The sequence below is a fragment of the Streptomyces sp. NPDC045287 genome, from assembly GCF_056432325.1.
This window is the reverse complement of record NZ_JBWKJG010000002.1, coordinates 579,005-601,098: the sequence shown is the minus strand read 5'-3', so window position 1 is coordinate 601,098 and position 22,094 is coordinate 579,005. Positions and strand designations below refer to the sequence as shown.

At 74.9% G+C, this 22,094-nt stretch carries 18 protein-coding genes and 1 pseudogene; 7 read left to right on the top strand and 12 right to left on the bottom strand.

The window, feature by feature from the left end:
• Positions 1 to 131 precede the first annotated feature (131 nt).
• The gene (locus tag AC07D6_RS05800) at positions 132 to 1,097 is read right to left on the bottom strand and encodes an ADP-ribosylglycohydrolase family protein (protein ID WP_479042307.1); all 966 of its coding nucleotides are present in this window, start codon (positions 1,095 to 1,097) and stop codon (positions 132 to 134) included.
• A 279-nt stretch (positions 1,098 to 1,376) separates the two neighbouring features.
• Positions 1,377 to 1,931, bottom strand: coding sequence for a TetR-like C-terminal domain-containing protein (locus AC07D6_RS05795; RefSeq protein WP_479042305.1), 555 nt, complete (start codon positions 1,929 to 1,931; stop codon positions 1,377 to 1,379).
• Positions 1,932 to 2,109: 178 nt separating this feature from the next.
• Here AC07D6_RS05795 and AC07D6_RS05790 point away from each other — a divergent pair, with 178 nt between their 5' ends.
• Positions 2,110 to 3,123, top strand: coding sequence for a zinc-binding dehydrogenase (locus AC07D6_RS05790; RefSeq protein ID WP_479042303.1), 1,014 nt, complete (start codon positions 2,110 to 2,112; stop codon positions 3,121 to 3,123).
• A 153-nt stretch (positions 3,124 to 3,276) separates the two neighbouring features.
• On the opposite strand, the gene AC07D6_RS05785 is transcribed toward AC07D6_RS05790, so the two are convergent.
• The 5 genes from AC07D6_RS05785 to AC07D6_RS05765 all read right to left on the bottom strand — a co-directional run bounded on the left by AC07D6_RS05785 (position 3,277) and on the right by AC07D6_RS05765 (position 10,204).
• Complete coding sequence (locus AC07D6_RS05785) at positions 3,277 to 3,732, bottom strand: hypothetical protein (RefSeq protein WP_479042300.1); 456 nt, start codon at positions 3,730 to 3,732, stop codon at positions 3,277 to 3,279.
• Positions 3,732 to 7,292, bottom strand: a complete 3,561-nt coding sequence (locus tag AC07D6_RS05780) for a polymorphic toxin type 17 domain-containing protein (protein ID WP_479042297.1) — start codon at positions 7,290 to 7,292, stop codon at positions 3,732 to 3,734. The genes AC07D6_RS05785 and AC07D6_RS05780 overlap by 1 nt, the downstream gene beginning before the upstream one ends.
• A gap of 433 nt (positions 7,293 to 7,725) precedes the next feature.
• On the bottom strand, positions 7,726 to 8,640 hold the full coding sequence (locus tag AC07D6_RS05775; protein WP_479042295.1) for a hypothetical protein: 915 nt from the start codon (positions 8,638 to 8,640) through the stop codon (positions 7,726 to 7,728).
• A gap of 326 nt (positions 8,641 to 8,966) precedes the next feature.
• The gene (locus tag AC07D6_RS05770) at positions 8,967 to 9,401 is read right to left on the bottom strand and encodes a helix-turn-helix transcriptional regulator (protein WP_479042293.1); all 435 of its coding nucleotides are present in this window, start codon (positions 9,399 to 9,401) and stop codon (positions 8,967 to 8,969) included.
• Positions 9,402 to 9,565: 164 nt separating this feature from the next.
• Positions 9,566 to 10,204, bottom strand: a complete 639-nt coding sequence (locus AC07D6_RS05765) for a TetR/AcrR family transcriptional regulator (RefSeq protein ID WP_315881363.1) — start codon at positions 10,202 to 10,204, stop codon at positions 9,566 to 9,568.
• A 149-nt stretch (positions 10,205 to 10,353) separates the two neighbouring features.
• Between AC07D6_RS05765 and AC07D6_RS05760 the strand changes: the two genes are divergently transcribed.
• From AC07D6_RS05760 to AC07D6_RS05750, 3 genes are all read left to right on the top strand, one after another.
• Positions 10,354 to 11,547, top strand: coding sequence for a cytochrome P450 (locus tag AC07D6_RS05760; protein ID WP_315881362.1), 1,194 nt, complete (start codon positions 10,354 to 10,356; stop codon positions 11,545 to 11,547).
• Between the two features lie 5 nt (positions 11,548 to 11,552).
• The gene (locus tag AC07D6_RS05755; RefSeq protein WP_479042290.1) at positions 11,553 to 11,768 is read left to right on the top strand and encodes a ferredoxin; all 216 of its coding nucleotides are present in this window, start codon (positions 11,553 to 11,555) and stop codon (positions 11,766 to 11,768) included.
• A gap of 120 nt (positions 11,769 to 11,888) precedes the next feature.
• The gene (locus AC07D6_RS05750; protein ID WP_315881360.1) at positions 11,889 to 12,569 is read left to right on the top strand and encodes an adenosylcobinamide amidohydrolase; all 681 of its coding nucleotides are present in this window, start codon (positions 11,889 to 11,891) and stop codon (positions 12,567 to 12,569) included.
• 44 nt (positions 12,570 to 12,613) lie between these two features.
• Here the strand turns inward: AC07D6_RS05750 and AC07D6_RS05745 are convergent, their stop codons facing one another.
• Positions 12,614 to 13,036, bottom strand: a complete 423-nt coding sequence (locus AC07D6_RS05745) for a PPOX class F420-dependent oxidoreductase (protein ID WP_479042288.1) — start codon at positions 13,034 to 13,036, stop codon at positions 12,614 to 12,616.
• 124 nt (positions 13,037 to 13,160) lie between these two features.
• A complete protein-coding gene (locus AC07D6_RS05740; RefSeq protein ID WP_315881358.1) occupies positions 13,161 to 13,838 on the bottom strand; it encodes a DUF4230 domain-containing protein in 678 nt (225 codons plus the stop codon).
• Between the two features lie 1,703 nt (positions 13,839 to 15,541).
• Here AC07D6_RS05740 and AC07D6_RS05735 point away from each other — a divergent pair.
• Positions 15,542 to 17,116 carry a pectate lyase family protein gene (locus tag AC07D6_RS05735; protein WP_479042286.1) on the top strand — a complete coding sequence of 525 codons (1,575 nt, stop codon included), beginning with the start codon at positions 15,542 to 15,544 and terminating at the stop codon, positions 17,114 to 17,116.
• An 883-nt stretch (positions 17,117 to 17,999) separates the two neighbouring features.
• On the opposite strand, the gene AC07D6_RS05730 is transcribed toward AC07D6_RS05735, so the two are convergent.
• Positions 18,000 to 19,082, bottom strand: a complete 1,083-nt coding sequence (locus tag AC07D6_RS05730; RefSeq protein ID WP_479042282.1) for a hypothetical protein — start codon at positions 19,080 to 19,082, stop codon at positions 18,000 to 18,002.
• A gap of 104 nt (positions 19,083 to 19,186) precedes the next feature.
• Here AC07D6_RS05730 and AC07D6_RS05725 point away from each other — a divergent pair, with 104 nt between their 5' ends.
• Positions 19,187 to 19,645: a MarR family winged helix-turn-helix transcriptional regulator gene (locus AC07D6_RS05725; RefSeq protein ID WP_479042280.1), complete on the top strand. Its 459-nt coding sequence runs from the start codon at positions 19,187 to 19,189 to the stop codon at positions 19,643 to 19,645.
• 87 nt (positions 19,646 to 19,732) lie between these two features.
• Here AC07D6_RS05725 and AC07D6_RS05720 read toward each other — a convergent pair whose 3' ends face one another.
• Both AC07D6_RS05720 and AC07D6_RS05715 read right to left on the bottom strand, forming a co-directional pair.
• Entirely contained in the window at positions 19,733 to 20,494 is a 762-nt protein-coding gene (locus tag AC07D6_RS05720) for a hypothetical protein (RefSeq protein ID WP_479042277.1), read from the bottom strand.
• 315 nt (positions 20,495 to 20,809) lie between these two features.
• Positions 20,810 to 21,106 (bottom strand): annotated as a pseudogene (locus tag AC07D6_RS05715) (TetR/AcrR family transcriptional regulator); the annotation flags it as partial.
• Between the two features lie 274 nt (positions 21,107 to 21,380).
• On the opposite strand from AC07D6_RS05715, the gene AC07D6_RS05710 reads away from it, so the two are divergent.
• Entirely contained in the window at positions 21,381 to 21,824 is a 444-nt protein-coding gene (locus AC07D6_RS05710) for a VOC family protein (protein ID WP_479042275.1), read from the top strand.
• Positions 21,825 to 22,094: the final 270 nt, after the last annotated feature.

The window sequence follows — 22,094 nt, the reverse complement described above, 5'->3', positions numbered from 1 at the left end:
GACGGCCTGTTCGGTGTCGAAGGCGCGCGGTCGTCCCATGACGTGACCGTACGCCGTAAAAGAACGATCAGTCAAGAACGATCGTTCTTTTACGGTCGTGTGCCACGGTCGCGAGGCGCCGGCCCCGCTCGTCAGGGGGCCGAGGCGTCCGGACCGGTTCGGTCTGCGAGGCGGTGTGCGAGGTGGAGCAGGTCCGGCAGGCGGAGCACCCGTCCGCCGAACCCCGGGAGGGGGACGTGGAGCGGCCGGGTCCAGCGGGTGGGGATCGCGTCCAGCCCGTAGTACGCCCCCGCCAGCCCTCCGGTCACCGCGGCGACGGTGTCCGTGTCGCCGCCGAGGTCGATCGCCGCGCGCAACGCGTCCTCGAAGCCGGTGGTGGTGCGCAGGGCCCAGACGGCGGAGCCCAGGCAGGGCCAGACGGCACCGTTGGGTTCGGTGGCCCGCTCGGGGTGCCAGTCGGGCGCGAGGACCGTGGCGTAGCGCTCCCGGTGGTCGGGGTGGACGAGGGCCAGGATGTCCGGGAGCGCGTCGAGGGGGTCGGCGTCCTCGAGCGTGACGCGGATGAGTTCGTGGAAGACCGCGGTGCCCTCCCAGGCCGCGCGGTCGCCGTGGGTGAGGGCGGCGATGCGGCGGGCCGCGTCCATGGTGGCCTCCCGGCCGGCGGGGGCGAAGTGGACCGCGGAGGTCGCCGCCCGCATCAAGGAGCCGTTTCCCGCGGCTCGCCGGGTGGTCTGGAAGTGGACCGCGGCGGCGAGGTCCCAGGGCATGCCGTTGGTCAGGACCGCCTCGGTCTGCAAGCCGATGTCCTTGGGTTCGGACGCCGCCCACCGCTGGAAGCGGGCGAAGACGTCCGGCAGGTCCAGTCCGCCCCGCTCCAGCAGGGACTCCGCGACCAGGACGGCCATCTGCGTGTCGTCGGTGGCTTCACCCGGGTCCCAGCCCCCGCCCCCGCCCATCTCGCCACCGGTGCCGGGCGCGGGGAACCGCGCGGAGAAAGCCCCCTCGGGGCCGAACTCGAAGGGGCCGCCCAGGGCGTCACCCACCGCCGAGCCGACGACCGCGCCGGCGACCCGCTGCATCCGCTGTATCCGCTTCATCCACGCAGGCTATCCACGCCGCGTCCGCGGCGGACCGCCCCCTCCGGGAAGGGCTGCCGGACCGGGGAGCAACGCCTCCGGGCTCACGGCGGGGCCGCGCGGCCCGTACCGGATGCCGCCCCCGTGACCCGCGCGTCCGTACGGTGTGCCCGGGCACGGTCGAGAAGACCGCCGACGGCCTCCCGGGCAGGGCGCGGACGGCCTTCCGGGTCCGGGGCTCCGGCGGGCCGGTGGCACCGCGGAGCAGGCGGGGACGCGACGGCGCGGGCGGATACCGCGTCACCTGGTGCCGGGGTCCTCCGGCCGGGATCGGGCGCCGTCGAGCGCCAGAGCGATCAGGCGGTGGACGACCGGCATGTCCACGGGGGTGTCGCTCAGCAGGACGCGGGCGAAGAGGGGGCCGCTGACGGCCTCGATCACCAGGTCCGGGTCGGTGGCCGCGGCCAGTTCGCCGCGGTCGACGCCCCGCCGGACCATGACGGCCGCGCGGGAGAGGCGCTCGGCCCAGTACGGGCGGCGGCGGTCGTCGAGGGTGTCGTCCCGCTCGACGCTCAGCCGCAGCAGGGCAGGGCCGTACGGCCCGGACAGCAGGTCGGCGAGCGCGCCGAAGAACCGGGACAGGTCCTCCCGCACGTCTCCCGTGTCCGGGATCGGCAGCGTGGCGTCGAGGCGGCTGGTGAGCGCGTCGTGGATCAGGTTCTCGCGGGTCTTCCAGCGGCGGTAGACGGACGTCTCGTGCACGCCGGCGGCCCGGGCGACCGCCGCGACGGTGGCTCCGGCCAGCCCTTCGGCGGCGAGGAGGTCGACGGTCGCGGCCAGCACCGCCTGCCGCATGCGCTCCCCGCGCCGCCGGAGGGGCTGTGGGGCCGGTCGCGGGGTCGATGGGGGCGGCGTCATCCGTACAGCCTAAAGCAAGTCGCCTTGCGTTACGAGTCCGCCGAGCAGTACGGTCGGCCCGAGGCGACCTGCGACAGTCGCGCGGGCTCCGCCACCACATCCAGGGAGTCACGTCATGGAGCAGATGCTCGCCGCCCGCCTGCACGTCCCCAGCCGCACCCTGCGCCTGGAGGAGGTGCCGCGCCCGCAACCGGGGCCCGGACAGGTGCTGGTGAAGGTGGAGGCGGCCGGTGTCTGCCTGTCCGACGTCCACCTGATCGACGGCACCCTCACCCCGCGCCTCCTGGACGGCGAGACCGTCACCCTCGGCCACGAGGTGTCCGGCACCATCGCCGAGACCGGCGACGGGGTCACCGCGTGGACGCCGGGACAGCGCGTCGTGCTGTACGCGGGTGAGGTGCGCGACGGCGTCACGTACACCCGCGGCGTCGACTACGACGGCGGCTGGGCCGAGTACGCCCTGTCGTCCGCGGACGCGCTGACCCCGCTGCCCGACACCATCCCCTTCGACCAGGGGTCGATCATCCCGGACGCCGTGTCGACGCCCTGGGGCGCGATCACCGTGACCGGTGCCGTCCGCCCGTCCGAGGCCGTGGGGGTGTGGGGCGTCGGGGGCCTCGGCGTGCACGCCGTGCAGCTCTTGCGCGCCGTCGGGGCGTGTCCGATCATCGCGGTGGACCCCAGCGAGGTCGCCCGGGAGCGGGCGCTGGCCATCGGCGCCGACCTCGCGCTCGACTCCGCCGACCCCGCCCTGCGGGAGACCGTGGCCGCCGCCACCGGTGGGGTGGGGCTCGCCGCCGCCTTCGACTTCGCGGGCGTGCCGGCGGTGCGCGAACAGGCGCTCACCGTCCTGGCGCCCAAGGGCCGGCTGGTGCTGGTCGGGCTGACGAACCGGCCGCTCACCGTCACGGACGGCACCCGCTTCAGCTACTTCCAGCAGCAGATCCTCGGCCACTACGGCTCCGACATGCCGGTGGCGCTGCCGCAGCTCCTGCGGTTGGTCAACGGTGGGCGGCTGGACTTCGCCCGGTCCATCAGCGACGTCCTGCCCCTGTCCCAGGCCGCCGAGGCGGTGGAGCGGCTGGAGAAGAAGGTGGGCAACCCGATCCGGCTGATCCTGCGCCCCTGACACCGGCCGCGGGCCCTCCCCCGCCTCCGCCGGGCCGAGCCGTACGGCGACTGCGGGGAGTGGGCGTACGGGCCCTTCACGACAGCGCGCCCCCGCCACCGACCGGTGGCGGGGGCGCGGCGTCAGGAGGGGCGGCAGGGCCGCCCGTCCCGCCTACAGGTCCTCGTCGTCGTCCTCGTCGTCCTCGTCGTCGACGTAATCGACGTCGAAGGGGTCGGCGCCGATCCTGGCGTACAGCGCGTACGCGCCGAAGGCCGTGGCGCGGCGCTCCCAGACCTCCCAGGGCACGTGCACGTCGCCCAGGGTGGTGGGCAGTCCCTCCTCGACCTTGAAGGCCCCGGGGTCCATGCCCAGCCGCCGGATGAGCGGGGCGGTCGTGGCGCGCAGGACCTGCTCGGGTCCGGCCGCCTCCGCGGGGGGCAGCACCAGCAGGAGCTCCGCGAGGAACCCGCGGCGCAGACCGGCCGGGTCGGCGGCCTCGAACTCCACCGCGAGCGGAGCCAGCTCGGTGACCAGGGGCAGCCACACGGCCATGGCGGCCTCGGCGCTGTCCGCGTCCGGGGTGTTGAGCGCGACCCGGACGACTACGTCGGTCGGTTCGAACAGCATCAGTGGGTCACGTGGCCTTCCTTCGAGATGTTGGCGTGGGAGTAGTCCTTGCCCTGGTTCTTGCTGCCGGCGAACTTCTCGAAGTTCTTGCCCTTCGGGATCTGGACGTCCCACTCGTCCTTGCCGTCCTTGGCCCGGGTCCAGATGTTGCCGTACTTGTCCGGGAAGCCCCCACCGCGTACCTGGGGGCTGCCGGGGTTCCAGTCCTTGCGGGGGACGAAGGGAACCGGGCCGTCCGTGGGGAGGCCGTGCTTCTTCGCCGTCTGCAGGAACTTCTTGTTCTTGTACGCCTTGCCGGCGTCGCCCGCCAGCTTGTTCATCAGGGTGAGCGCGTCGTGCCACTGGTTGGGTGACAGGTGGCGCATGCTCTTGCCGGCGTTCTCCGCCCACTTCAGGTCGGTGGCGTGCTTGGCGAGGTTCTCGAACTTCTCCAGGTACTTCGCGAACTTCGCCGGCTTGGCCAGGGCGTCGCCCGCGTACGGGATGAGCGCGGCGAGCGAGAGGCCGGCCCCGGTGAAGTCGCCCTGGAAGAGGCTCATCAGTCCGGAGGCGCCGTCGCTGGCCGGGGACGGGTCGAAGATGCCCGCGACGTCGAGCACCAGCTGCGCCTTGTCCGCGCCGGACAGGCCGCCCTCGCCCTCCAGGTCCTCCCCCGTCCCGGGGTAGTCCTGCTCGCCCGAGCCGACCTCGGTGTCGGCGTGCTCCTCCATCTCCTCGGCGATCTTGACGATCGCGGCGATGACGGCCTGGAAGCCCGCAGTGGCGGCTTCGGCGGCGTCCTTGCCGGCCGCGATCGCCGCGGCGGCGGCGATGTCGGCCTGCGCGTAGGCGTAGTCGGCCGACTCGGCGGCGCTGACGGCCGATGCGGCGGCCTGGCGTGCCGAGGCGCTGGCGGCGTTGGCCGCCTGGTTCGCCGTGTTGGCCGCGGCCCTGGCCGTCTCGGCGGACTCGGCCGCCTGCCGGGCGGAGGCGTCGGCCCGCTCCGCGGAGGCCGCCGCCTCGGAGGCGTACTCCTTCGCCTTGGCCGCGGAGTCCTCGGCCTGCTTGGCGTAGCCCGCGGCCTCCGCTGCGGCGCCGCGGGCGTCGGCCGCCGCCTTGGCGGCCTCCGCGGCCAGCTTGTCGGCCTCGTAGGCCGACTTCGCGGCGTTGGCGACGATGCGGCGGACCTCGGCGACGTGCATCGCCGTGTCGTGGTCCTTCTTGGCGGCCTTGTACTGGGCCACCTGGACGAAGGCCCGCAGGAGGGTGGGGGGCCCGGCGAGCGCCGTCTCGGCGGCGGCCTTGGTGTGGGCGCCTCCGACGTTCATGATGCGCAGGGTCTCCGCGCGGTCGTCCTCCTCGCGGGCCTTGTGCTGGCCGGTCTTGATGAAGGCGCGCAGGGCGTCCGTCGTACCGGCGTCGATCGCCGCGCTGCCGTCCCGCTTCACCGCGGTGCCGCCGGCATCCATGATCTTGAGGGTCTGGACGCGGTACTCGTCGGCGAGGACCTCGTGCTGGCCCCGGTCGAGGAACGCCTTGACGTCGGCGTGGTCACCGGCCAGGGCGGCCTCGGCGGCGGCCTTCATCTCGGTTCCGCCGGTCTGCGCCAGGTGGAGCACCCGGGCCCGGTCGTCCTGTTCCTCGGCGGTCCGCCGTCCTTCCTCCAACCACTGCGTGACGTCCTCGTCGGATCCGGCGAGGGCTTCCTCGGCAGCCTTCGAGGTCCACGGGCCGCCGTCCTCCGCCAGGTTCAGCGCGGCCTTGCGCGCCTTGGCGACGGCGGTGGCCGGGTCGGTGCCGGGCGCGGCGGCCTCGTTGAGGAGCGTGGTGGTCTCCGCGGCGCGGCGGGCGGCCTCCGCCTCGTCCCAGGCGAGCGCGGCCCGTTCCCGGTCGTACTTCTCCTTCAGCTCCGCGGCGATCTGCATCGAGCGCTGCTTGTCCGCCTCGAGTTCGGCCGCCTCGGCCTGGCGGGCGATCTGTTCGGTGGAGTACGCCTGGAGGGCGGCCGTCGTGGCCGCCTTCGACGCGGCGAGGGCGGCCTTGGCGTGCGCGGTGGCCTTGTTGGCCCAGTCCGCGGCCTGTCCGGCCGCCGCCGCGGCGTCGTCGGCGGCCTTGGCGGCCGCTTCGGCGTGGTTGGCGGCGCTGGTCGCGGCCTTGTGGGCTTCCTGGGCGGCTGCGGCGGCCCGGTTGGCGAGCGTCTCCGCCCTGCTGGCGGCGCTGTTGGCGACGGCGGCGGCCTGCTGTGCCTCGGCGGCGGCGGCGCGGGCCCGGGCCGCTTCGGCCCCGGCGGTGGCCGAGTGCGCGCCGGCCTCCGCGGCGGCCGACGCGGCGGCCGCCGCGTTGACGCCCGCGCTGGCCGCGGCGCGTGCCGATTCGACCGCTTCGGTGATGGCGGTGATGGCGTTGAGCACGGCGTTGGCGGCCGTACGGGCTCCGGCCGCCGCGTTGCGGGCGTCGACGGCCGCCTGACGGGCCGCCGCTGCCTGACCGGCGTCCTTCACGGCGGCGCTCGCCGACTGGTAGGCGCGGGACGCGGCCTGTCCGGCGGCGGCCGCGGCGGACGCGGCGGACGCAGCGGCGTTGGCGGCGGTACGGGCCGCGGCCGTGGCCGCGTTGGCGGCGCTGACGGCGGTGCGTGCGGCGTCGGCGGCGCCGAGCGCGGCGTCGGCGGCGCGGCCCGCCGCGCGGCTGGCCTTCTTGGCGTCGCTCTGGGCCGCGGCGGTCTCCGCGGCCGCCCGCTCGGCGGCCTCCTTGGCCTCGGCGGCGGCGGCCTTGGCCTTGCTGGAGGCGGCCTTGGCCAGCGTGGTCTCGATCTGGGCCTGCTTGGTGGCCTTGGCCGCCTGGGCCGCGAGCTGGGAGACCGTCATGATCTCCTGGTCCCGGGCCCGAGCCGCGTACTGGCCGTTCGCCAGGAACTCACGGACGTCGTCAGCGGTGCCGTTGAGGGCTTCCTGGGCGGCCTGCTGCACGCGCGGCCCGCCCGTGGACATGATCTTGAAGGTCTCGACGCGGTCGTCCTCCTCGCGGGCGACGTGTCGACCGGTGCTGAGGAAGGTGCCCAGGGCCTCTTCGGTACCCGCGTTCAGAGCGGCCTGGCCGGCTCTGCGCACGGCGGTGCCGCCCTCGTTGATGACTCTCAGCACCTCGACGCGCAGGTCGTCCCCCAAGGGGGCTCCCAGGCCGGACTGGAGGAACGCGCGCAGGTCTTCCGGGGTTCCGCTCAGTGCCTGCTGGGCGGCCTGCCGCACACCGGGGCCGCTGGAGTTCAACAGCCGCAGTGCGGTCAACCGGTCGTCCTCCTGGGAGGCGAGGTCACGCGCGGTGCTGAGGAACTCCTGGATGTCGGCGTCCGTACCGACGAGTGCCTGTGCGGCCGCGCGCTTCGTGGCAGAGCCCCCTGAGCGCCAGTCCTGCACGACCTGGGCGCGGGCGCTGAGGGCGGCCGTGGCGGTACCGGTGTCCTCGACCGCCTGCGCGTCGACGGCCGTCGTGCCGAGCAGGGTCAGGGCCGTGCCGAACGCGACCGCGGCGGTGAGTATCGGGTGGCGGAGCCGCTTGCGCGGCTGTCTCGTTCTCTCCATGTCCTTCTCTTCAGTGCACCGAACCGGTGGACCTGTCGGCGGTCGGCGGTTCGGAGGGTCCGCTGGCCGGAAGGTGACCAGCGGGTCCCCGTGGATCTTGACGATCAACCATTGTGACGGGTGGTGATGCGGGGGTTCGAGGAGGGCCGGGTGGTGGCGGGGAGTCAGCCGGCTTGCCGGGCGTGGGGGTTGCCGCCGGTCCCGCCGGGCCGGGTGGACGCCTTCACGGCGCCGCCGCCGGGACCGCACGGGGGGCGTGGCCGCCGGAGCCGTCGGAGCCGCACGGGGGGCGTGGCCGCCGGAGCCGTCGGGACCGCTACCTGGGTGTTCGCCACCCACCGCGGCCCGCTGTTCGCCGTCGTCCTCGTACACCGGGGGCTGTGCCCCGCGGGCTCCGCCCGCGCCCGTCCACCCCGTGCCCGGCTGCGCGTCCTCACCTTCGCACCGGGAGCTCCAACAGGTCGGCGAGTTCGGCGTCGGTCGCCGGCCTGAGCGTCGACAGGACGTGCCGGGCCGCGGACAGATCGGTGCGGGAGCCCTCCAGGGTCACGGTGTACACCAGGTCGTCGCGGCGCAGCCTCAGCTCCTGACGGCCGCCCTCGTACGTCAGCAACTGGCGGCCTCCGCCGTCGTCCGCGCAGCGGACGGCCTCCCCGAAGGGAACGGGGCAGCCCCGCGCGTCGGCGCGCCGGGTGTCGTGTCCCCTGTGTTCCACGCCGAGGTGCAGCCTTGCGGAGCGGGGCCGTTCGTAGTCGGCACCGAAGCCGTCCTCGCTCGCGCCCAGGACCCGCAGGGTGTAGCCCGGCGGCGGGTCACCGACCCGCAGCAGGGTGCGGTCCACACCGTTGGCGGTAATCCATTCGTCCAGGGTGGGGGGCTGCGCGGCGTCCCGAACGGCGTACGCCCCGCCGGCGGCGAGGGCGACCGCCACCCCGAGAGCGCCCAGCTTGACCCGGGTGCCGGGGAGGAAGAACGCGGCGGCGAGCGCGTAGCAGGTCCCTCCGACCGGGTAGAGCAGCAGACCGCTGTCCAGACCACCGGTCGTGACGTCCGCCACGATAACTCCGAACGCGCCGGCCGTGCCGAACGTGTGGAGGCTCGCCGCCCATGTCCACAGGCCGCGTGCCCTGCGGGTGAGCGGCACGATCGGGCGGGCGGTCGTCCCGAGACCGGCGAGCGCGGCCACCGACAAGGGGACCGTGACGGCGAGGGCGGCGAGGGGAGCCCTTCCGCCGACGAAGAGGGCGACGAGCACCGCCCGCGTCTGCAGGCCGGTCAGGGCACAACCGACCAGCCAGACAACCGCCAGATGGGCGACCGCGCGCCCCGTTCCTTCCGTCCGCGTCATTCTCATGATCACGTCAGGTCGGCCGGTCGCGGTTCCCGGTGCGGCGAAGACCGCGCGAGAACCGTCGGTGACCGCCAGGACGGTCACCGACGACCTGCCCGGTCGGACGGCGGGGCACCGGGGACGGCGAGCGGCGGCGAGCGGCGGTTCGAGGGCGCCTCCCCGCCCGGTCGCGCGGGTGGGCCCGCGGTCACCCGGCGCGTCCCCGCGAAAGCGGCGTCGTCGCGTACCTGCACGCCGAGGGCGTCGCGGGAGAGCGAGAGCCCCGCCGTGGTCGCCGACCGCGACGGGGCACCGGACGAGCGTGGTGCCCACGCCCCCCGGCGCTACGGGGCGGCGGTGCCCGCTTCCCCGGGTCCGACCGGCCGGCCGTCCCTGCGCGGGCGTGTGAGGATCTTGGCGATGCACGCCGGGAGGGCGGCGTCGGCCTCGTGGCCGCGGGCCCGGTAGGCGCTCGGGGTCTCGCCGACCAGCTCGGTGAAACGCGAGCTGAACGACCCCAGCGAGGTGCACCCGACCGCGAAGCACACCTCGGTGACGCTCATGTCGCCCCGCCGCAGCAGCGCCTTCGCCCGCTCGACACGGCGGGTCATCAGATAGCTGTAGGGGGTCTCCCCGAAGGCGGCGCGGAAGCTGCGGGAGAAGTGCCCGGGCGACATGAGGGCGACCTTCGCCAGCGCCGGGACGTCCAGTGGCCGCGCGTAGTCGCGGTCCATCACGTCGCGGGCCCGGCGCAGCCGTACCAGGTCTTCCAAGGTCATGCGCACCAGCATCGCACGGCGGCGGTGTCCCGCCCGCGCCGTCGGGCCCCCGGGCCCCCGGCACGCCGCGGGCCGCCGGTCGCGGTGTGCGCGGGGCAGGTGCCCGGCAGGATCTCGGCCGGGTCTTCGTGGGCCGCGGGCCGCGGCGGGCGCCGCGGGGCGGCTCAGGGCGCGGAGTCGGCCGGGTGAGGGGCGGACGACGGTGGCGGGGCGGGGCCGTCCAGGAGGTGGGCCAGGGCGCCGGTGACGAGGCGGGTTATCTCCTCGGGGTCCGCGTCGGCCAGGGGACGCTTCTGGAGGACGACGCGCATCAGTCCGATGCCCAGCAGCCACGACAGGGCGAGGTCGGCGCGGAGCGCCCGGTCGTCGGCGTCGCTCAACGTGGCGAGGACGCGGGCGTAGTCGGTGCCCAGGGAGGCGACGGCGGCCGTCACCTCGTCCTGCGCGCCGACGGACCGCAGGAGCGTCTCCAGGGACCTGGCAGCCCCGGTCGCGCCGCCGTCCCGGCCCGGCGGGGGTGTCAGCATGCCCGTCAACACCGTCTCCACGAGCCGGTCGGGAGGGGTGGCGCGCAGCTGTTCGAGGCCGCCGCGCGCCACCGCCTCCCCGAACAGGGCGCGCTTCGAGCCGAAGTGGCGGAAGAGGAGGGCCTGGTTGACGCCCGCGCGGGCCGCGATGTCCCGGACGGTCGCCCGCTCGTACCCGCGTTCGGCGAACAGCTCGGACGCGGCGGCGAGCAGCCGCTCCCGCGTCGGTCCTCCGTCCGCCCGGCGCCGGCCCGCCGCGCCACCTCCGGGGCGCACGGCCCCGGTTTCCGTTCCCTCGGCCTCCACCCAGCCGCCCCTTCTCCCGCCGTTCCGCTCCCCGGGGCGGGGGCGCCGAGGCGCCGTTGACCGCCACCGGGGCCAACTCTAGGTTGGTAAGCAGCTGCTTACACCAGGGAGGTTTCCCCGTGACGACCGCGCACGAGCAGACACCGCTGACCTACCCGTTCAACGAATCCGAGGGGCTGGACCTCGCCCCCGCGTACGCCGAGGCGCTGGAGCGGCCGGGCCTGTCACGCGTCCGCATGGCCTACGGCGAGACCGCCTGGCTGGCCACCCGGTACGCCGACGCCCGCCTCGTCCTCGGCGACCGGCGCTTCAGCCGCGCCGAGGCGCTCCGGCACGACGAACCCCGGCAGTCCGAGGCGCAGCAGGACGCGGGCATCCTGGGCATGGACCCGCCGGAGCACACCCGCCTGCGCACCCTGGTGGCGAAGGCCTTCACCATGCACCGGGTCGAGAAGCTCCGCCCGCAGGTGCGCGAGCTGGCGCACGGCTTCCTCGACGAGATGGAGGCCGCGGGGCCGCCCGTCGACCTCGTCGAGCAGTACGCCCTGCCCCTCCCCGTCGCCGTGATCTGCCGGATGCTGGGCGTCCCGGAGGAGGACCGGCCGAGGTTCCGCGTGTGGAGCGACGCGGCCCTGTCGACGAGCTCGCTGACGGCCGAGGAGTTCTTCCGCAACCGCGAGGAGCTGCGCGCCTACATGGCCGGCCTGGTCGAGGACCACCGGGAGAACCCCCGTCCCGACCTGATGACCGCGCTGATCGACGCCCGTGACACGGGCGACCGGCTCACCGAACGGGAGTTGGTCGACCTCTGCGTGGGCCTCCTCGTCGCCGGGCACGAGACGACGGCGAGCCAGATCCCCAACTTCGTGTACGCGCTGTTGGAGCACCCGGACCAGTTGGCCCTGCTCAGGGAGCGGCCGGAGCTCGTCGCGGGCGCGGTGGAGGAGCTGATGCGGTTCGTGCCCCTCGGCAGCGGGGCCGCCTTCCCCCGGTACGCCACGGAGGACGTCGAGGTGGGCGGCACCCTCGTACGCGCCGGGGAGCCGGTCCTCGTCGCCGTCGGGGCGGCGAACCGCGACGCGCTGAAGTTCACCGCGCCCGGCCGGCTCGACATCACCCGCACGGGGGTGCAGCACCTCGGGTTCGGTCACGGCGTCCACCACTGCCTGGGCGCTCCCCTGGCCCGCGTCGAGCTGCAGGAGGCGCTGCTGGCGCTGCTGACCCGCTTCCCGGGCCTGCGCCTCGCGGGCGGTGTCGTGTGGAAGAACCAGATGCTGGTCCGCGGGCCGCGCGAGATGCCGGTGGGGTGGTGACGCCGATGACCTGGACGGTCGAGGTCGACCCCAACCTGTGCATGGGATCGGGCATGTGCGCGGCCCTCGCGCCCGACCTGTTCCGGCTGGAGGGGGCGTACGCCGAGCCGGTCCGTACGGAGATCTCCGAGGACGAACGGGCCCTGGACGCGGCGGACTCCTGCCCGGCGCTGGCCATCGTCGTCCGCGACGGCCCGAAGACGGTCGGGCCCCGCCCCTGACACCCGGCGGCCCGTCCACGCCCGGACCCGGCGCGGCACCGGCGCGGCCCGGCCGCCCAGGAGGCTCGCACGGGACTTCGCGTACGATCAGCCGGTTCCCCTCCCGGCAAGGAGCGCCCCGTGTCCGCCCCCGTCCCACCGCCCCGCGGCGCCTCCGGTCCGCTGCTCGTACGGCAGACGACCCGCGTCGAGGACGGCGAGAGGCTGCACGCCCTGCTGTGGCGGGCGGGCCCCGGCTGGCGGATGATCAGCAGCACCGTCCTGGGGGGAGGCATCGGGGAGCGCGCCTGGGTCCTCAACGCCCAGGTGTCCCACGGCTACCGGCGCACCGATCCGGACCGCCACCTGGCCCGGCTCGCCCGCGACGCCGGCGCGCGCGGGCCGGGGGTCGGGCTGATGACGGCCGCCGACGTCTCGGGGCACGCCCGCGCGTGCGACGGGGGCGTCGGCGCCGTCGCCACCGCTGGGCTCGGGGTGCGGGGGTGGGCCGCTTCCCCGGCTCCGGGCGCGGCCGTCCCGGCCGGGCCGGGCACGGTCAACATCGTCGTCGCGCTCCCGGTGGCCCTGACCGACGCCGCGCTGGTCAACGCCGTGGCCACGGCCACCGAAGCCAAGGTGCAGGCCCTGCTCGACGCCGGCTACGACTGCTCCGGCACGCCCACCGACGCGGTGTGCGTCGCCGCGCGCACCGCCCGTCCCGGCGAAGAGGTCCACGCCTTCGCCGGGCCTCGTTCCCTGTGGGGCGCCCGGCTGGCCCGGGCCGTCCACGCGGCCGTGCGCGGCGCCGCGCCCGCCCCCTGAGCCCACCGACCGCCGCGTCGCCCGCGGCCGGCCTGCCCACCCGGTCAGCCCGGCTGACGGTTGTCCTTCAGCGAACCCCAACCGTGCCAGCGCTCCACTTCGATCCACGCGCTGACCCGGCCGCGGTCCCGCTGCGGGTACTGCGTGCCGAGGTACTGCCGGGCCAGCCGGTCGATGTCCGCCAGCCCCTCGTCCTCGCGCAGCTCCGCCACCCGGCCGATCAGGCTCACATGGGTGTACCAGGACTCCTCGTCCAGCACGGTGAGCGTCACCCTGGGGTCCCTGCGGATGTGGTCCAGCCGCTTGCGGCCCCCGTCCATGTTGATCAGTACCCGGCCGTCGTCCTCCCACAGGTACCAGGTCGCCGTCGAGACCGGCTGGCCGTCGGAGCGCAGCGTCGACAGCACGGCCGGATTCGGCTTGCGCAGCATGGCCACGGCGTCTTCGGGCAGCGGGGGCTTGGACATGGCTGTTCCTCCTCGTTCGGCCCGGCCCGGCCGTCCCGCCGGGCCGTTTCGCAGCCTACGCCCGGGGAGCGGCGGACAGCGGGCGCGACGTCTCCGGCGCCGCGCCGGTCGCGCTGACGGCGGCTCAGCCGTACGTCACCGTCACCCGTTCAAACCCGAGGGAACCCAGCAGCCCCTTCAGCATCGCGGTGGTGTTCCGCTCGGCCCGTTCGGTGAGCCCGCTCTGCCCCGCGGCCTCCCCGATGCGCTGTGCCGCCAGCCGCTGCACCGCGCGCTCGTCGTTCGGGTTGTCGGAGAAGAGGTCGCCGAGCCGGTCCAGCAGGCCGCGCTGCTTGGACACCGCGTAGGACCGCTGGGGGTCCAGGGCCGGCGGGCCCAGCACGGCGCGCGGCAGCCGGATCACGGCGGACGTCCGCTCCTCGTTCACGGTGACGTCCTCGGGTCCGGTCTTCCCCAGGTCCACGTACGCGCCGACGGTACCGGCCGCCACGTACAGCGTGCGGGTGCCGCGGAGGGCGTCCGGCAGGAACCGGGCGTCTTTCTCCAGGTCCACCACGATCTGGTAGGAGCCCGCGGCGCCCTCGTAGCGGCTGAGGTCCTGGATCGACTGGAGCAGCGCGGGCCCGGAGTGGTCCCGGGTGTCCTCGCCGAAGAGGTCGTCCCACCCGGGCACGACGCCGAACCGCCCCGCGGCGGTGAACAGGACCGCCAGTACCAGCAGGGCGGCGGGGACGGTGAACCACCACGGGGTTCCGCGGCGCGCGGCCGGCGCGCGCGGGGGCTTTTCGTCGGAGGTCTCCACGGGTAGCGGATGCCCGTGGCGGCCGGGAATACTCGCGCCCGCGCCACCGTCGCCCGTCCCCTTCTCACACGGCGGCCGTACCGCCCCGGTGCCGGGCATCGGGGGGCGCCCGCACGTCAAGCGGGGTTCGTGGAAGCTGCCGTCGCGGAGCGTGGCGGACCGGACGCCGATGCGGTGCCGGACGGGGCGAAGGCGGCGGGGAGCGGGAGGGTTGACGGCGCGTTGCGGGCGGTGGGGTCGCTCCCGAGGGCCTTCCCGGCCCGGGAACCCCTCGCCACGTGGCCGCCCCTGGCCGGCACCGACCGACCGTCGTGCCCGGCACCGGCCGTGGTGCCCGCCGCCGGCCCGGTGGCGCTCCCCGGTCATGGCCGCCTCCTCGCCGGGCGTCCCCGGCGGACGTCCTCGCCGCGGCCCTGCGCGTCCGGCGTTTCGCCACCGGGCCCTTCGGCCGGCGGGTGTTCCTCGACGAGCTGCGGGCCCGGGCCACGTCCACGTCCGTGGTCCGGGCCCGCGACCGGGTGCCGCCGTACCGCCAAGTGCCGCGGGTGTTCCGGCGCCTGCCCGTCACCCGCCTCGCACCGCTCCCCCACCCCGGTCATCCGCTGCCCGTGGGGGCCTCGGCGCGGCTGCTCGACGTCGCGGCCCCGCTCCCGGGGCGGCATCGCGAAGGTGCCGGTGGCGCCGGGTACCCGACGTGCCGGGCAGCGGCGGCGCGCCCGGCCGCCTCCGGAGGGGGTTCCGCACTCTTCGGCGCCCCGGTCTGACTCGTGCCCCGCGCCGGTCCGTCCTCGGTGGCGGAAGCGGCGGGCCGCCGCTCGTCGGGACCCGCCCGTACGGCGCCGCGGGTGGCCCCGTGACGGGGCGTCGGCTCTGCGGCGACGCCTCACGCGGGACGGGGCCCGCGGTGGGGTCCGGCAGGTGACCGGGCATCCGGTACGGCCGTCCATGGGCCCGTCCGTAGTCGATCAGGCGCTTGGCGGTACCACCGGTCCGGGCCGGCCGCCACGGGGCCCGTGGCCGCACCGCCGTCGCCCTCTCGCCCGCCGGGCCCCGCCGCGGCCACGGCCTCCGGCGCCCCTCACGGACGGTGACGTGCGCATGACTTGGAAGAGTACATTCCGCAACTGTCCAGAGCCTTGTAGTCCCACGGATGCCGTCCTATTCTCGCGGACGGAAAGCGCTTTCCCGACGCGTAAGAATCGTTCCGGTGGAGGCGTCCATCGCGGTGCCCGCCGCGATTTCGCGCACGAACCGCCACCGATCCGGCGCGGGGCTTCGCCCAGGAAGCCGACGCGCCACGGAACGAAGGGTGCACGCCACGACGAAGACGCAACACTCTGTCCCCCACGGTTTCCACGACAACGATTTCCCCCCACGGGCGACCTGGCACGCCACCGGCTCCAGTGGCCGTCGCACGGGTGGCGGCGACACCGCCGACGCCACCGCCGACGCCATCGGGGAGCGCGGCCAGTAGAGCGGGCGGGAGCACACGGCCACGGTGGCCCCGCGGCCCGCGCCGACGACCCCGAGGATCCGGGGCACGGCGGAAGTGCCGACCCGATCCGCGACAACAGCACTCCACCTTTCCGGGCCGACCAGCGGCCTGCCCAGCGGCAGGCCGGCGGCCTCGGCGACCCATTGACATGCCTATGGCATATGCCAGGGGCATCCCACGTGCGAAGACGAAGAAGAATGAGGCGAGGATGAAGCGACCAGTCGCACTGCGACTCTCCGCGGGGCTGGCCACGATGGCCCTTGCGGGCGCGGCCAGCGTGTTCCTGACGATGCCCCAGGCGTCGGCGGCGACCGGCGGCGCCACCGGCTACGCCACCCAGAACGGCGGGACCACCGGCGGCGCGGGCGGGCAGACCGTGCGGGCCACCACGGGAACCGCGATCCACGCGGCCTTGTGCAGCCGGGCCAGCAGCAGCACCCCGATCACCATCCAGGTCGAGGGGACCATCAACCACGGCAACACCGCCAAGGTGTCGGGCAGCAGCTGCAGCACCGCCGCCGGTGTGATCGAGCTCAAGCAGATCAGCAACGTCACCATCGTCGGGGTCGGCAGCGGAGCCGTCTTCGACCAGGTGGGCATCCACATCCGCGACGCCAAGAACATCATCATCCAGAACGTGACCGTCCGGAACGTCAAGAAGTCGGGCTCGCCCACGTCCAACGGCGGTGACGCCATCGGCATGGAGAGCAACGTCCGCAACGTCTGGGTCGACCACGTCACCCTGGAGGCGTCGGGCGGGGAGTCGGAGGGGTACGACGGCCTCTTCGACATGAAGGACAACACCCAGTACGTGACCCTGTCCTACAGCATCCTGCGCAACTCCGGCCGCGGCGGCCTCGTCGGGTCCAGCGAGAGCGACCTCTCCAACGGCTTCATCACGTACCACCACAACCTGTACGAGAACATCGACTCCCGCGCGCCCCTGCTGCGCGGCGGCACGGCCCACATCTACAACAACCACTACGTGAGCCTCAACGAGTCCGGCATCAACTCCCGGGCCGGGGCGCGCGCCAAGGTGGACAACAACTACTTCAAGGACTCCAAGGACGTCCTGGGCACCTTCTACACCGACGCGGCCGGCTACTGGCAGGTCAGCGGCAACATCTTCGACAACGTGACCTGGTCCGCCCCCGGGACCGACAACAAGCCGGCCGGTCCCAACCCGCAGTCCAACACCACCGTCAGCATCCCCTACTCCTACAGCCTCGACGCGGCCAACTGCGTGCCGAGCGTCGTGAGCCAGACGGCGGGCGCCAACAAGGGCCTGCGGGTGTCGGACGGCAGCTGCTCGCCGCAGTCCCCGTCGCCGACCCCGACCCCGACCGGCCCCACGTCGACGCCCACCACCCCCGCGCCGACGCCGACCGACCCCTCCCCCACGCCCACCCAGCCCAGCGGAACCAACCTCAGCATCGGGGCCGGCGCCGACGGCTCCAGCAAGGCCGACGGGACGAGCTACGGCAACGTGCGGGACGGTGACGTGAACACCTACTGGTCGCCGGCCGGTTCGACCGGTTCCGTCTCGATCAAGTGGGGCTCCCCCACCGCGGTGTCCAAGATCAACATCCGGGAGGCGTCGGGCTCCGCGGGCAGCATCAAGACGTGGAGGGTCGTCAACGCCGACACCGGCGCCGTCCTGACCTCCGGCACCGGAGCGGGCGTCATCACCTTCCCCCGGACCACGCTGAGCAAGATCACCTTCGAGATCACCGGCTCGACCGGCACGCCGAAGGTCGCCGAGTACGAGACCTACGCCGGCTAGCGGCACGGTCCCGCCGCCCGGCGGGACCGGCGCCCCACCCGCCGCCGATCACCCGGAAGGGGGCCGTCGAACACGGCGGCCCCCGAACCCCCGGGCGGCGGTGACCACGCGGCCGGGCCACCGGTGCCGACCGGAGACCCGCGGTCGGGGTCCGGGTGGTGAGCGGTCGGGGCGGCGAACGTCCGACGGCCGCCCTCGTCGAGAAGGAGCCGGACGCGTCGGACGGAGGTTCGGGACCGCCCCGTACAGGGCGGTCCCGTCGGCTTTCCGGGGCCCGGGCAGGAGCCTCCGGCGCGGCACGCGCCGGGGGTGACGGCCCGGCCGGGCCCGGAGGCCGGCGGCCCTCTCCCGGGACCGCGCGAAACACAACGGGCGCGTGCGACCGGCTGCCGGGGCGGCAGGGCACGTCACCGGCCTGCCGGGTGGCCCGGAGAGCGGCGCGGGCGGCTCGTTCCGCGTGCCCGTGCGGGTACCGGTCGGCCGGGACGCGGTCGGGGTCGCCGCTGTCGGCCCCGCGCGTCCGGCCGGGACGACCTCTACGGGCCCCGGGCGGGCGCGACCGTCCGGGCCCCGCGACCGTCCGAGTGGGCGCGACCGTCCGGGCGGGCGCCGATTCGGGCACGCGATCGATCGCTCCCCGGCCGGCACCCCGCTCACGTGCGCGATGGGCGCCCCCGTCCGGAGCTGGCGCGCGGGTTCCGTCGGCCTCGGGCGACAGCGGGCCGCCGGTGCCGAACCCGCCGGAGGCGGAGTCGTACGTCCGGCTCCGGTCGCCCGTCGCGGCGCCGCCCGTCCGTGCTCCCCTTCCCGCAGGCAGGCGCCGGCCGCCGGTCCGCGGAGCGCCTCGCCCACCCGGTCGGGCGGTCGAGGGGGCGGCGCGCGGTCAGACGCCGACCGCCTCCTCCATCTCCTCCTCGGTCTCCTCCGTCACGGTCCGGTCCGCGGCGGAGGGGGAGGCGGCGGCAGGTTCCGGGGCGGGGGCAGCGGCGGTCCGGGCGCGGCGCCGGGTCTCGGTGACGCCCGCGACGGCGGTCAGGGCGAGGCCGGCGAGCAGCCACAGGGCGAGGACGAGGACGTGCCCGCCGAGGGCGTGCCCGCCGAAGTACACGTGGGCGCGGACGCCCTCGACGAATCCGGCGCCGTTCCAGAAGGCGTGCAGCGAGGCGAAGAAGCCGGGCTGCAGTTCGGGCCGGTAGATGCCGCCGGAGCTGGTGAAGTTGAGCATGACGAACAGCACCATGACGCCGAGGGTGGTCCACCGCTTGAGGAAGGTGTGGAGGCCGACGCCGATGAAGAGGATGCCGGCGCCGTAGAGCCAGGCCATCGCCCACAGTCCGCCGAGGCCGTGGTCGACGAGGTGGAAGACGGGGCCGGCGAAGAGGACCCCTACGAGGCTGACGGCGAGCGACGTGCCCGCGGCCAGGAGGGCGCGGATCCGCATCGGCAGGGCGGCTCCGGCGCCGCCGATGACGGCCACGGAGGCGTACGAGCCGATGCTGAGGGCGACGAGCAGGAAGAAGACGCCCTGTCCGGTGGGGTCGCCGTCGGAGACGGGAGCGACGTCGGTGACCTTGAGGGGGGCGTCCTGGGCGGCGGCCACCTTGGTGAAGACCTTCTCGACGGCCATGGCGCTGGTGTCGGAGGAGGCGCTGGCGACGAGGAGTTCGGGGCGGGCCCCGGGGACGTAGGCACCGAAGCTCGTCCGCTCGCGCAGGGCGGTGACGGCGGAGTCCTGGTCGGTGACGGTGCGGACGTCGAGCGCGCCCGCGCCCTCGTCCTGGAGGGTCTGGGCGAGGACCTGGGCGGTGGGCCCGGACCCGACGACGTCGACGCGGAGGTGGTGGGGTTCGGGGGCGTGGAACGCGCCGAGGTAGGCGAGTCCCATGCCGACGCACATGAGCAGCGGGGTGAGCAGGTGCCCCAGGACGTGGCGCAGCGCTCCCTTGGTGTTCGGCCCTGCGGACACGGAACCTCCATTGGTTGGCTTTTACAACAACAAACCGTTGTACTATACAACCGAGACCGGACGCCGGTCGACCGACGACACGAGCCAACGACAAGGGGCGCACCATGAGCGAGGGCGCGCGTGAGACATCCGTCGACGTCATCCAGCGGGAGCTGACGGCTTTCGCCCGCCGTGCCCGGGCCGCCGCGGCCCGGCTCCACCCCGACCTCCCCCTCGTCTCCTACACGCTGCTCGCCCACATCCACGACCGGGCGGGTTGCAGCGCCACGGACCTGGCGGCCCACTACCTGCTGGACAAGTCGACGGTGAGCCGGCAGCTCGCCTCGCTGGAGAGGCTGGGCCTGGTGGAGCGCCGCCCGGACCCGGGCGACCACCGCGTCCAGGTCCTCCACCCGACGCAGGAGGGGCGGCGCGTCCTCGCCTCGACGCAGGCCAGCAGGCAGGCCGCCTACGAGGAACGGCTCCGGGACTGGTCCGCCGACGACCTGGCCCGCTTCGCGGCGTACCTGGTCCGCTACAACGCCGCCGTCACCTCCGACCCGCCGAAGCCCCCGCGCCGATGAGCCCGGCCGGGGCCCGCGAATGAGCCCGGCCGGAGCCCGTCGGCCGTGCGGGCGGCGCGGCCCGGCACCGCGGGCGGCAAAGAGCGGTCACTCGGACGGGCGGACGGCCCGGTGGTCCGGCCCGGGGCGCATCACCAGCAGCTCCTCGCCCCAGGCATCCAGTACGGGCCTGTGGCCGGCCTCGGGCGCCACCGCCTCGACCCGGGCGAAGCGGCGGCGCTGGAGGCTCACGCCGCCGCTCCCCGCGACACGTCCGACCGCGTCCAGCAGCGCCCCCGTCTCCCACCCGGGCAGGGGGAACCTCTCCAGTTCCCACTCCAGGTACTTGTTGTAGGGGCACGGACGGAGGTCGAGGGCGAACAGGAACTCCAGCAGGCAGCCGACGCTGTCGGCCGCGTCGAGACGCGCGGCGAGCAGGTGGCCGTCACGGGCGTTCTTGACCGACCGGTAGAGGGAGTTGGCGTAGGCGTCCAGTCGGCCGGCCGCCTCCCGGGACGCCTCGTCGGCACCGAGCCGCCCCTTGGCGGCGACGATTTCCGCGATCCCCCCGTCGAGCCGGTCGAGCAGGACCCGGGCCCGGGCGAGGGCGTAGCGCTCATGGCCGCCGAGCCCGCGGAACCCGCCCACCGTCATGGCGACGAGATCGAGCTCCGCGGAGCGGTGGCCGTCGGGATCCGCGAGGCCGGTGTCCGCCCCGTCCGCGAGGAGGACGTACACATCGTGGTCGGAGTACGCGGTGGCCATGCCGTCGTGGGCGCGCGAGCCCTTGAGGACGAGCCCGACGACGTCCGGGTCGGTGGCGGCGCGGGCGACGAACGCCTCGTACGTCAGAGCGTCCTGGGAGGTCATGGGCTGCTCTCCGGTGGGTTCGACGGGGTGGACGTGCCGAGCCGCCCTCGCCGTCTCGCCGACGGGAGGGTGGGCGCTCCGTCTGTGGTGACCGCGACGTCGCCACCCTGAAGATCAACGCACGGGGGGACGCCACCCGGTGCGGACGGCCGCCCGCACCGGGTATTGCGCGGCCCCGGCGCGGGGTGGGAGGCGAACCGTCCGCCGCCGTGGCCGCCGAAAGCCCCTCCCCCGCGGCCGGGCCGCGCGGACGTACGGGGCCCGTGGGGGTGCGGTGTCAGGTCCGCGCCCCCACGGGCCGTCAGGAGGCCGTCGCTACGCGACGGTGGTGATGCGCGTGACCGCCTGTCCGGTCAGTTCGCGGCGGTGGGGTGCTCCGCCGTCCAGGGCGCGGTGCAGGGTGGGCCCCTCGGTCAGCGCGTCGAGCCGGCGGGCGGTGTCCGGGTCGACGTGCCGCTCCAGCAGGTGCCGGCTACGGCGCGTCCACGCCCGGGTCGGCCGCCGGCACTCCGGGCGCCGCGCGGCGAGGACGTAGAGCTCCCGGGTGGGGATCAGGTCGCGGCGGGACCCTTCGGAGAGGGCGTGGACGAGGTCGGTGACGGCTCCGCGTGCCTGCTCGGGGTCGTCGGCGCGGCCCGAGCAATGCGTACGTTACGTGCCCTCGAAGGGTACGAACGTACACTCGCGTCGTCCCGCCCCAGGTCCTCTCCCGGGCCCCCAGGCTCCGAGCGCTCGACCGGCCGGTCGGCCCCGCCCCCGCGCCACCGCCCCCCCTTCCGCACCTCCGTGTCGCCGAGCGCCCCGGAGGCGGCCCCGGCGAAGAAGGGGAAGCGGTGGCCTGCGGTTTGTTTCCCCGCCCGGCGGCCGGACACCGGAGAGGAGAGGCATGCCGATCGAGCGGTTCGAGGAAGGGCTCATGACCGAGTATCCCCAGTTGACGCAGACCGTACTGGACACCACCGGGCCGAGGGAGCTCGCCGAGTTCTACCGGCAGTTGCTCGGGTGGTCGTACCGGCCCGGTGACGAACCGCCTGCGGACGGGGCGCCCGACGAGCCGGACTGGCTCGTGCTCCGCGGCCCCGGCGGGGGGAACGGGCTCGCCTTCCAACGGGTCGACCGGCTGCCCCGCACCACGTGGCCCGAGCACGACGTCCCGATGCAGCTGCACCTCGACTTCACGGTTTCGAGCCCCGCCGAGCTCCGCAGGCAGCGGGAGCGGGCGGAGTCCCTGGGGGCCGCGCTCCTCCTCGACCGGTACGACGATCCCGACGAACCGCTGTACGTGTTCGCGGACCCTTCCGGTCACCCGTTCTGCGTCTTCGTCGCCTGACCTCCGCCGGAGCTCACGGTCCGTGCCGCGAGGGAGTTCCCTGCCCCGGTGATCGGCGGGTGACCGCGCACCGCAATGGACACGGCCGCTCCCTCGCGGTGGCGGATCCTTCGGTGCGGCGTCGCGTGGGGACGCACTCGACGCCGCACCCGTGGAGGTGCACAGGACCGGATGGAATCACTCCCGGGCCGGTGGGGGGCGCACCGTCTGCCCCGGCCTCCGGTGACGGCGGACGGCGGACGGCAGGCGCACGGGTCGGCTCCGCGTCCC

Excerpts from the sequence above, each read along its gene's own strand:
- AC07D6_RS05800 (WP_479042307.1), bottom strand. The coding sequence starts at position 1,097 with ATGAAGCGGATACAGCGGATGCAGCGGGTCGCCGGCGCGGTCGTCGGC.
- AC07D6_RS05795 (WP_479042305.1), bottom strand. The coding sequence starts at position 1,931 with ATGCGGCAGGCGGTGCTGGCCGCGACCGTCGACCTCCTCGCCGCCGAA.
- AC07D6_RS05790 (WP_479042303.1), top strand. The coding sequence starts at position 2,110 with ATGGAGCAGATGCTCGCCGCCCGCCTGCACGTCCCCAGCCGCACCCTG.
- AC07D6_RS05785 (WP_479042300.1), bottom strand. The coding sequence starts at position 3,732 with ATGCTGTTCGAACCGACCGACGTAGTCGTCCGGGTCGCGCTCAACACC.
- AC07D6_RS05780 (WP_479042297.1), bottom strand. The coding sequence starts at position 7,292 with ATGGAGAGAACGAGACAGCCGCGCAAGCGGCTCCGCCACCCGATACTC.
- AC07D6_RS05775 (WP_479042295.1), bottom strand. The coding sequence starts at position 8,640 with ATGACGCGGACGGAAGGAACGGGGCGCGCGGTCGCCCATCTGGCGGTT.
- AC07D6_RS05770 (WP_479042293.1), bottom strand. The coding sequence starts at position 9,401 with ATGACCTTGGAAGACCTGGTACGGCTGCGCCGGGCCCGCGACGTGATG.
- AC07D6_RS05755 (WP_479042290.1), top strand. The coding sequence starts at position 11,553 with ATGACCTGGACGGTCGAGGTCGACCCCAACCTGTGCATGGGATCGGGC.
- AC07D6_RS05745 (WP_479042288.1), bottom strand. The coding sequence starts at position 13,036 with ATGTCCAAGCCCCCGCTGCCCGAAGACGCCGTGGCCATGCTGCGCAAG.
- AC07D6_RS05735 (WP_479042286.1), top strand. The coding sequence starts at position 15,542 with ATGAAGCGACCAGTCGCACTGCGACTCTCCGCGGGGCTGGCCACGATG.
- AC07D6_RS05725 (WP_479042280.1), top strand. The coding sequence starts at position 19,187 with ATGAGCGAGGGCGCGCGTGAGACATCCGTCGACGTCATCCAGCGGGAG.
- AC07D6_RS05720 (WP_479042277.1), bottom strand. The coding sequence starts at position 20,494 with ATGACCTCCCAGGACGCTCTGACGTACGAGGCGTTCGTCGCCCGCGCC.
- AC07D6_RS05710 (WP_479042275.1), top strand. The coding sequence starts at position 21,381 with ATGCCGATCGAGCGGTTCGAGGAAGGGCTCATGACCGAGTATCCCCAG.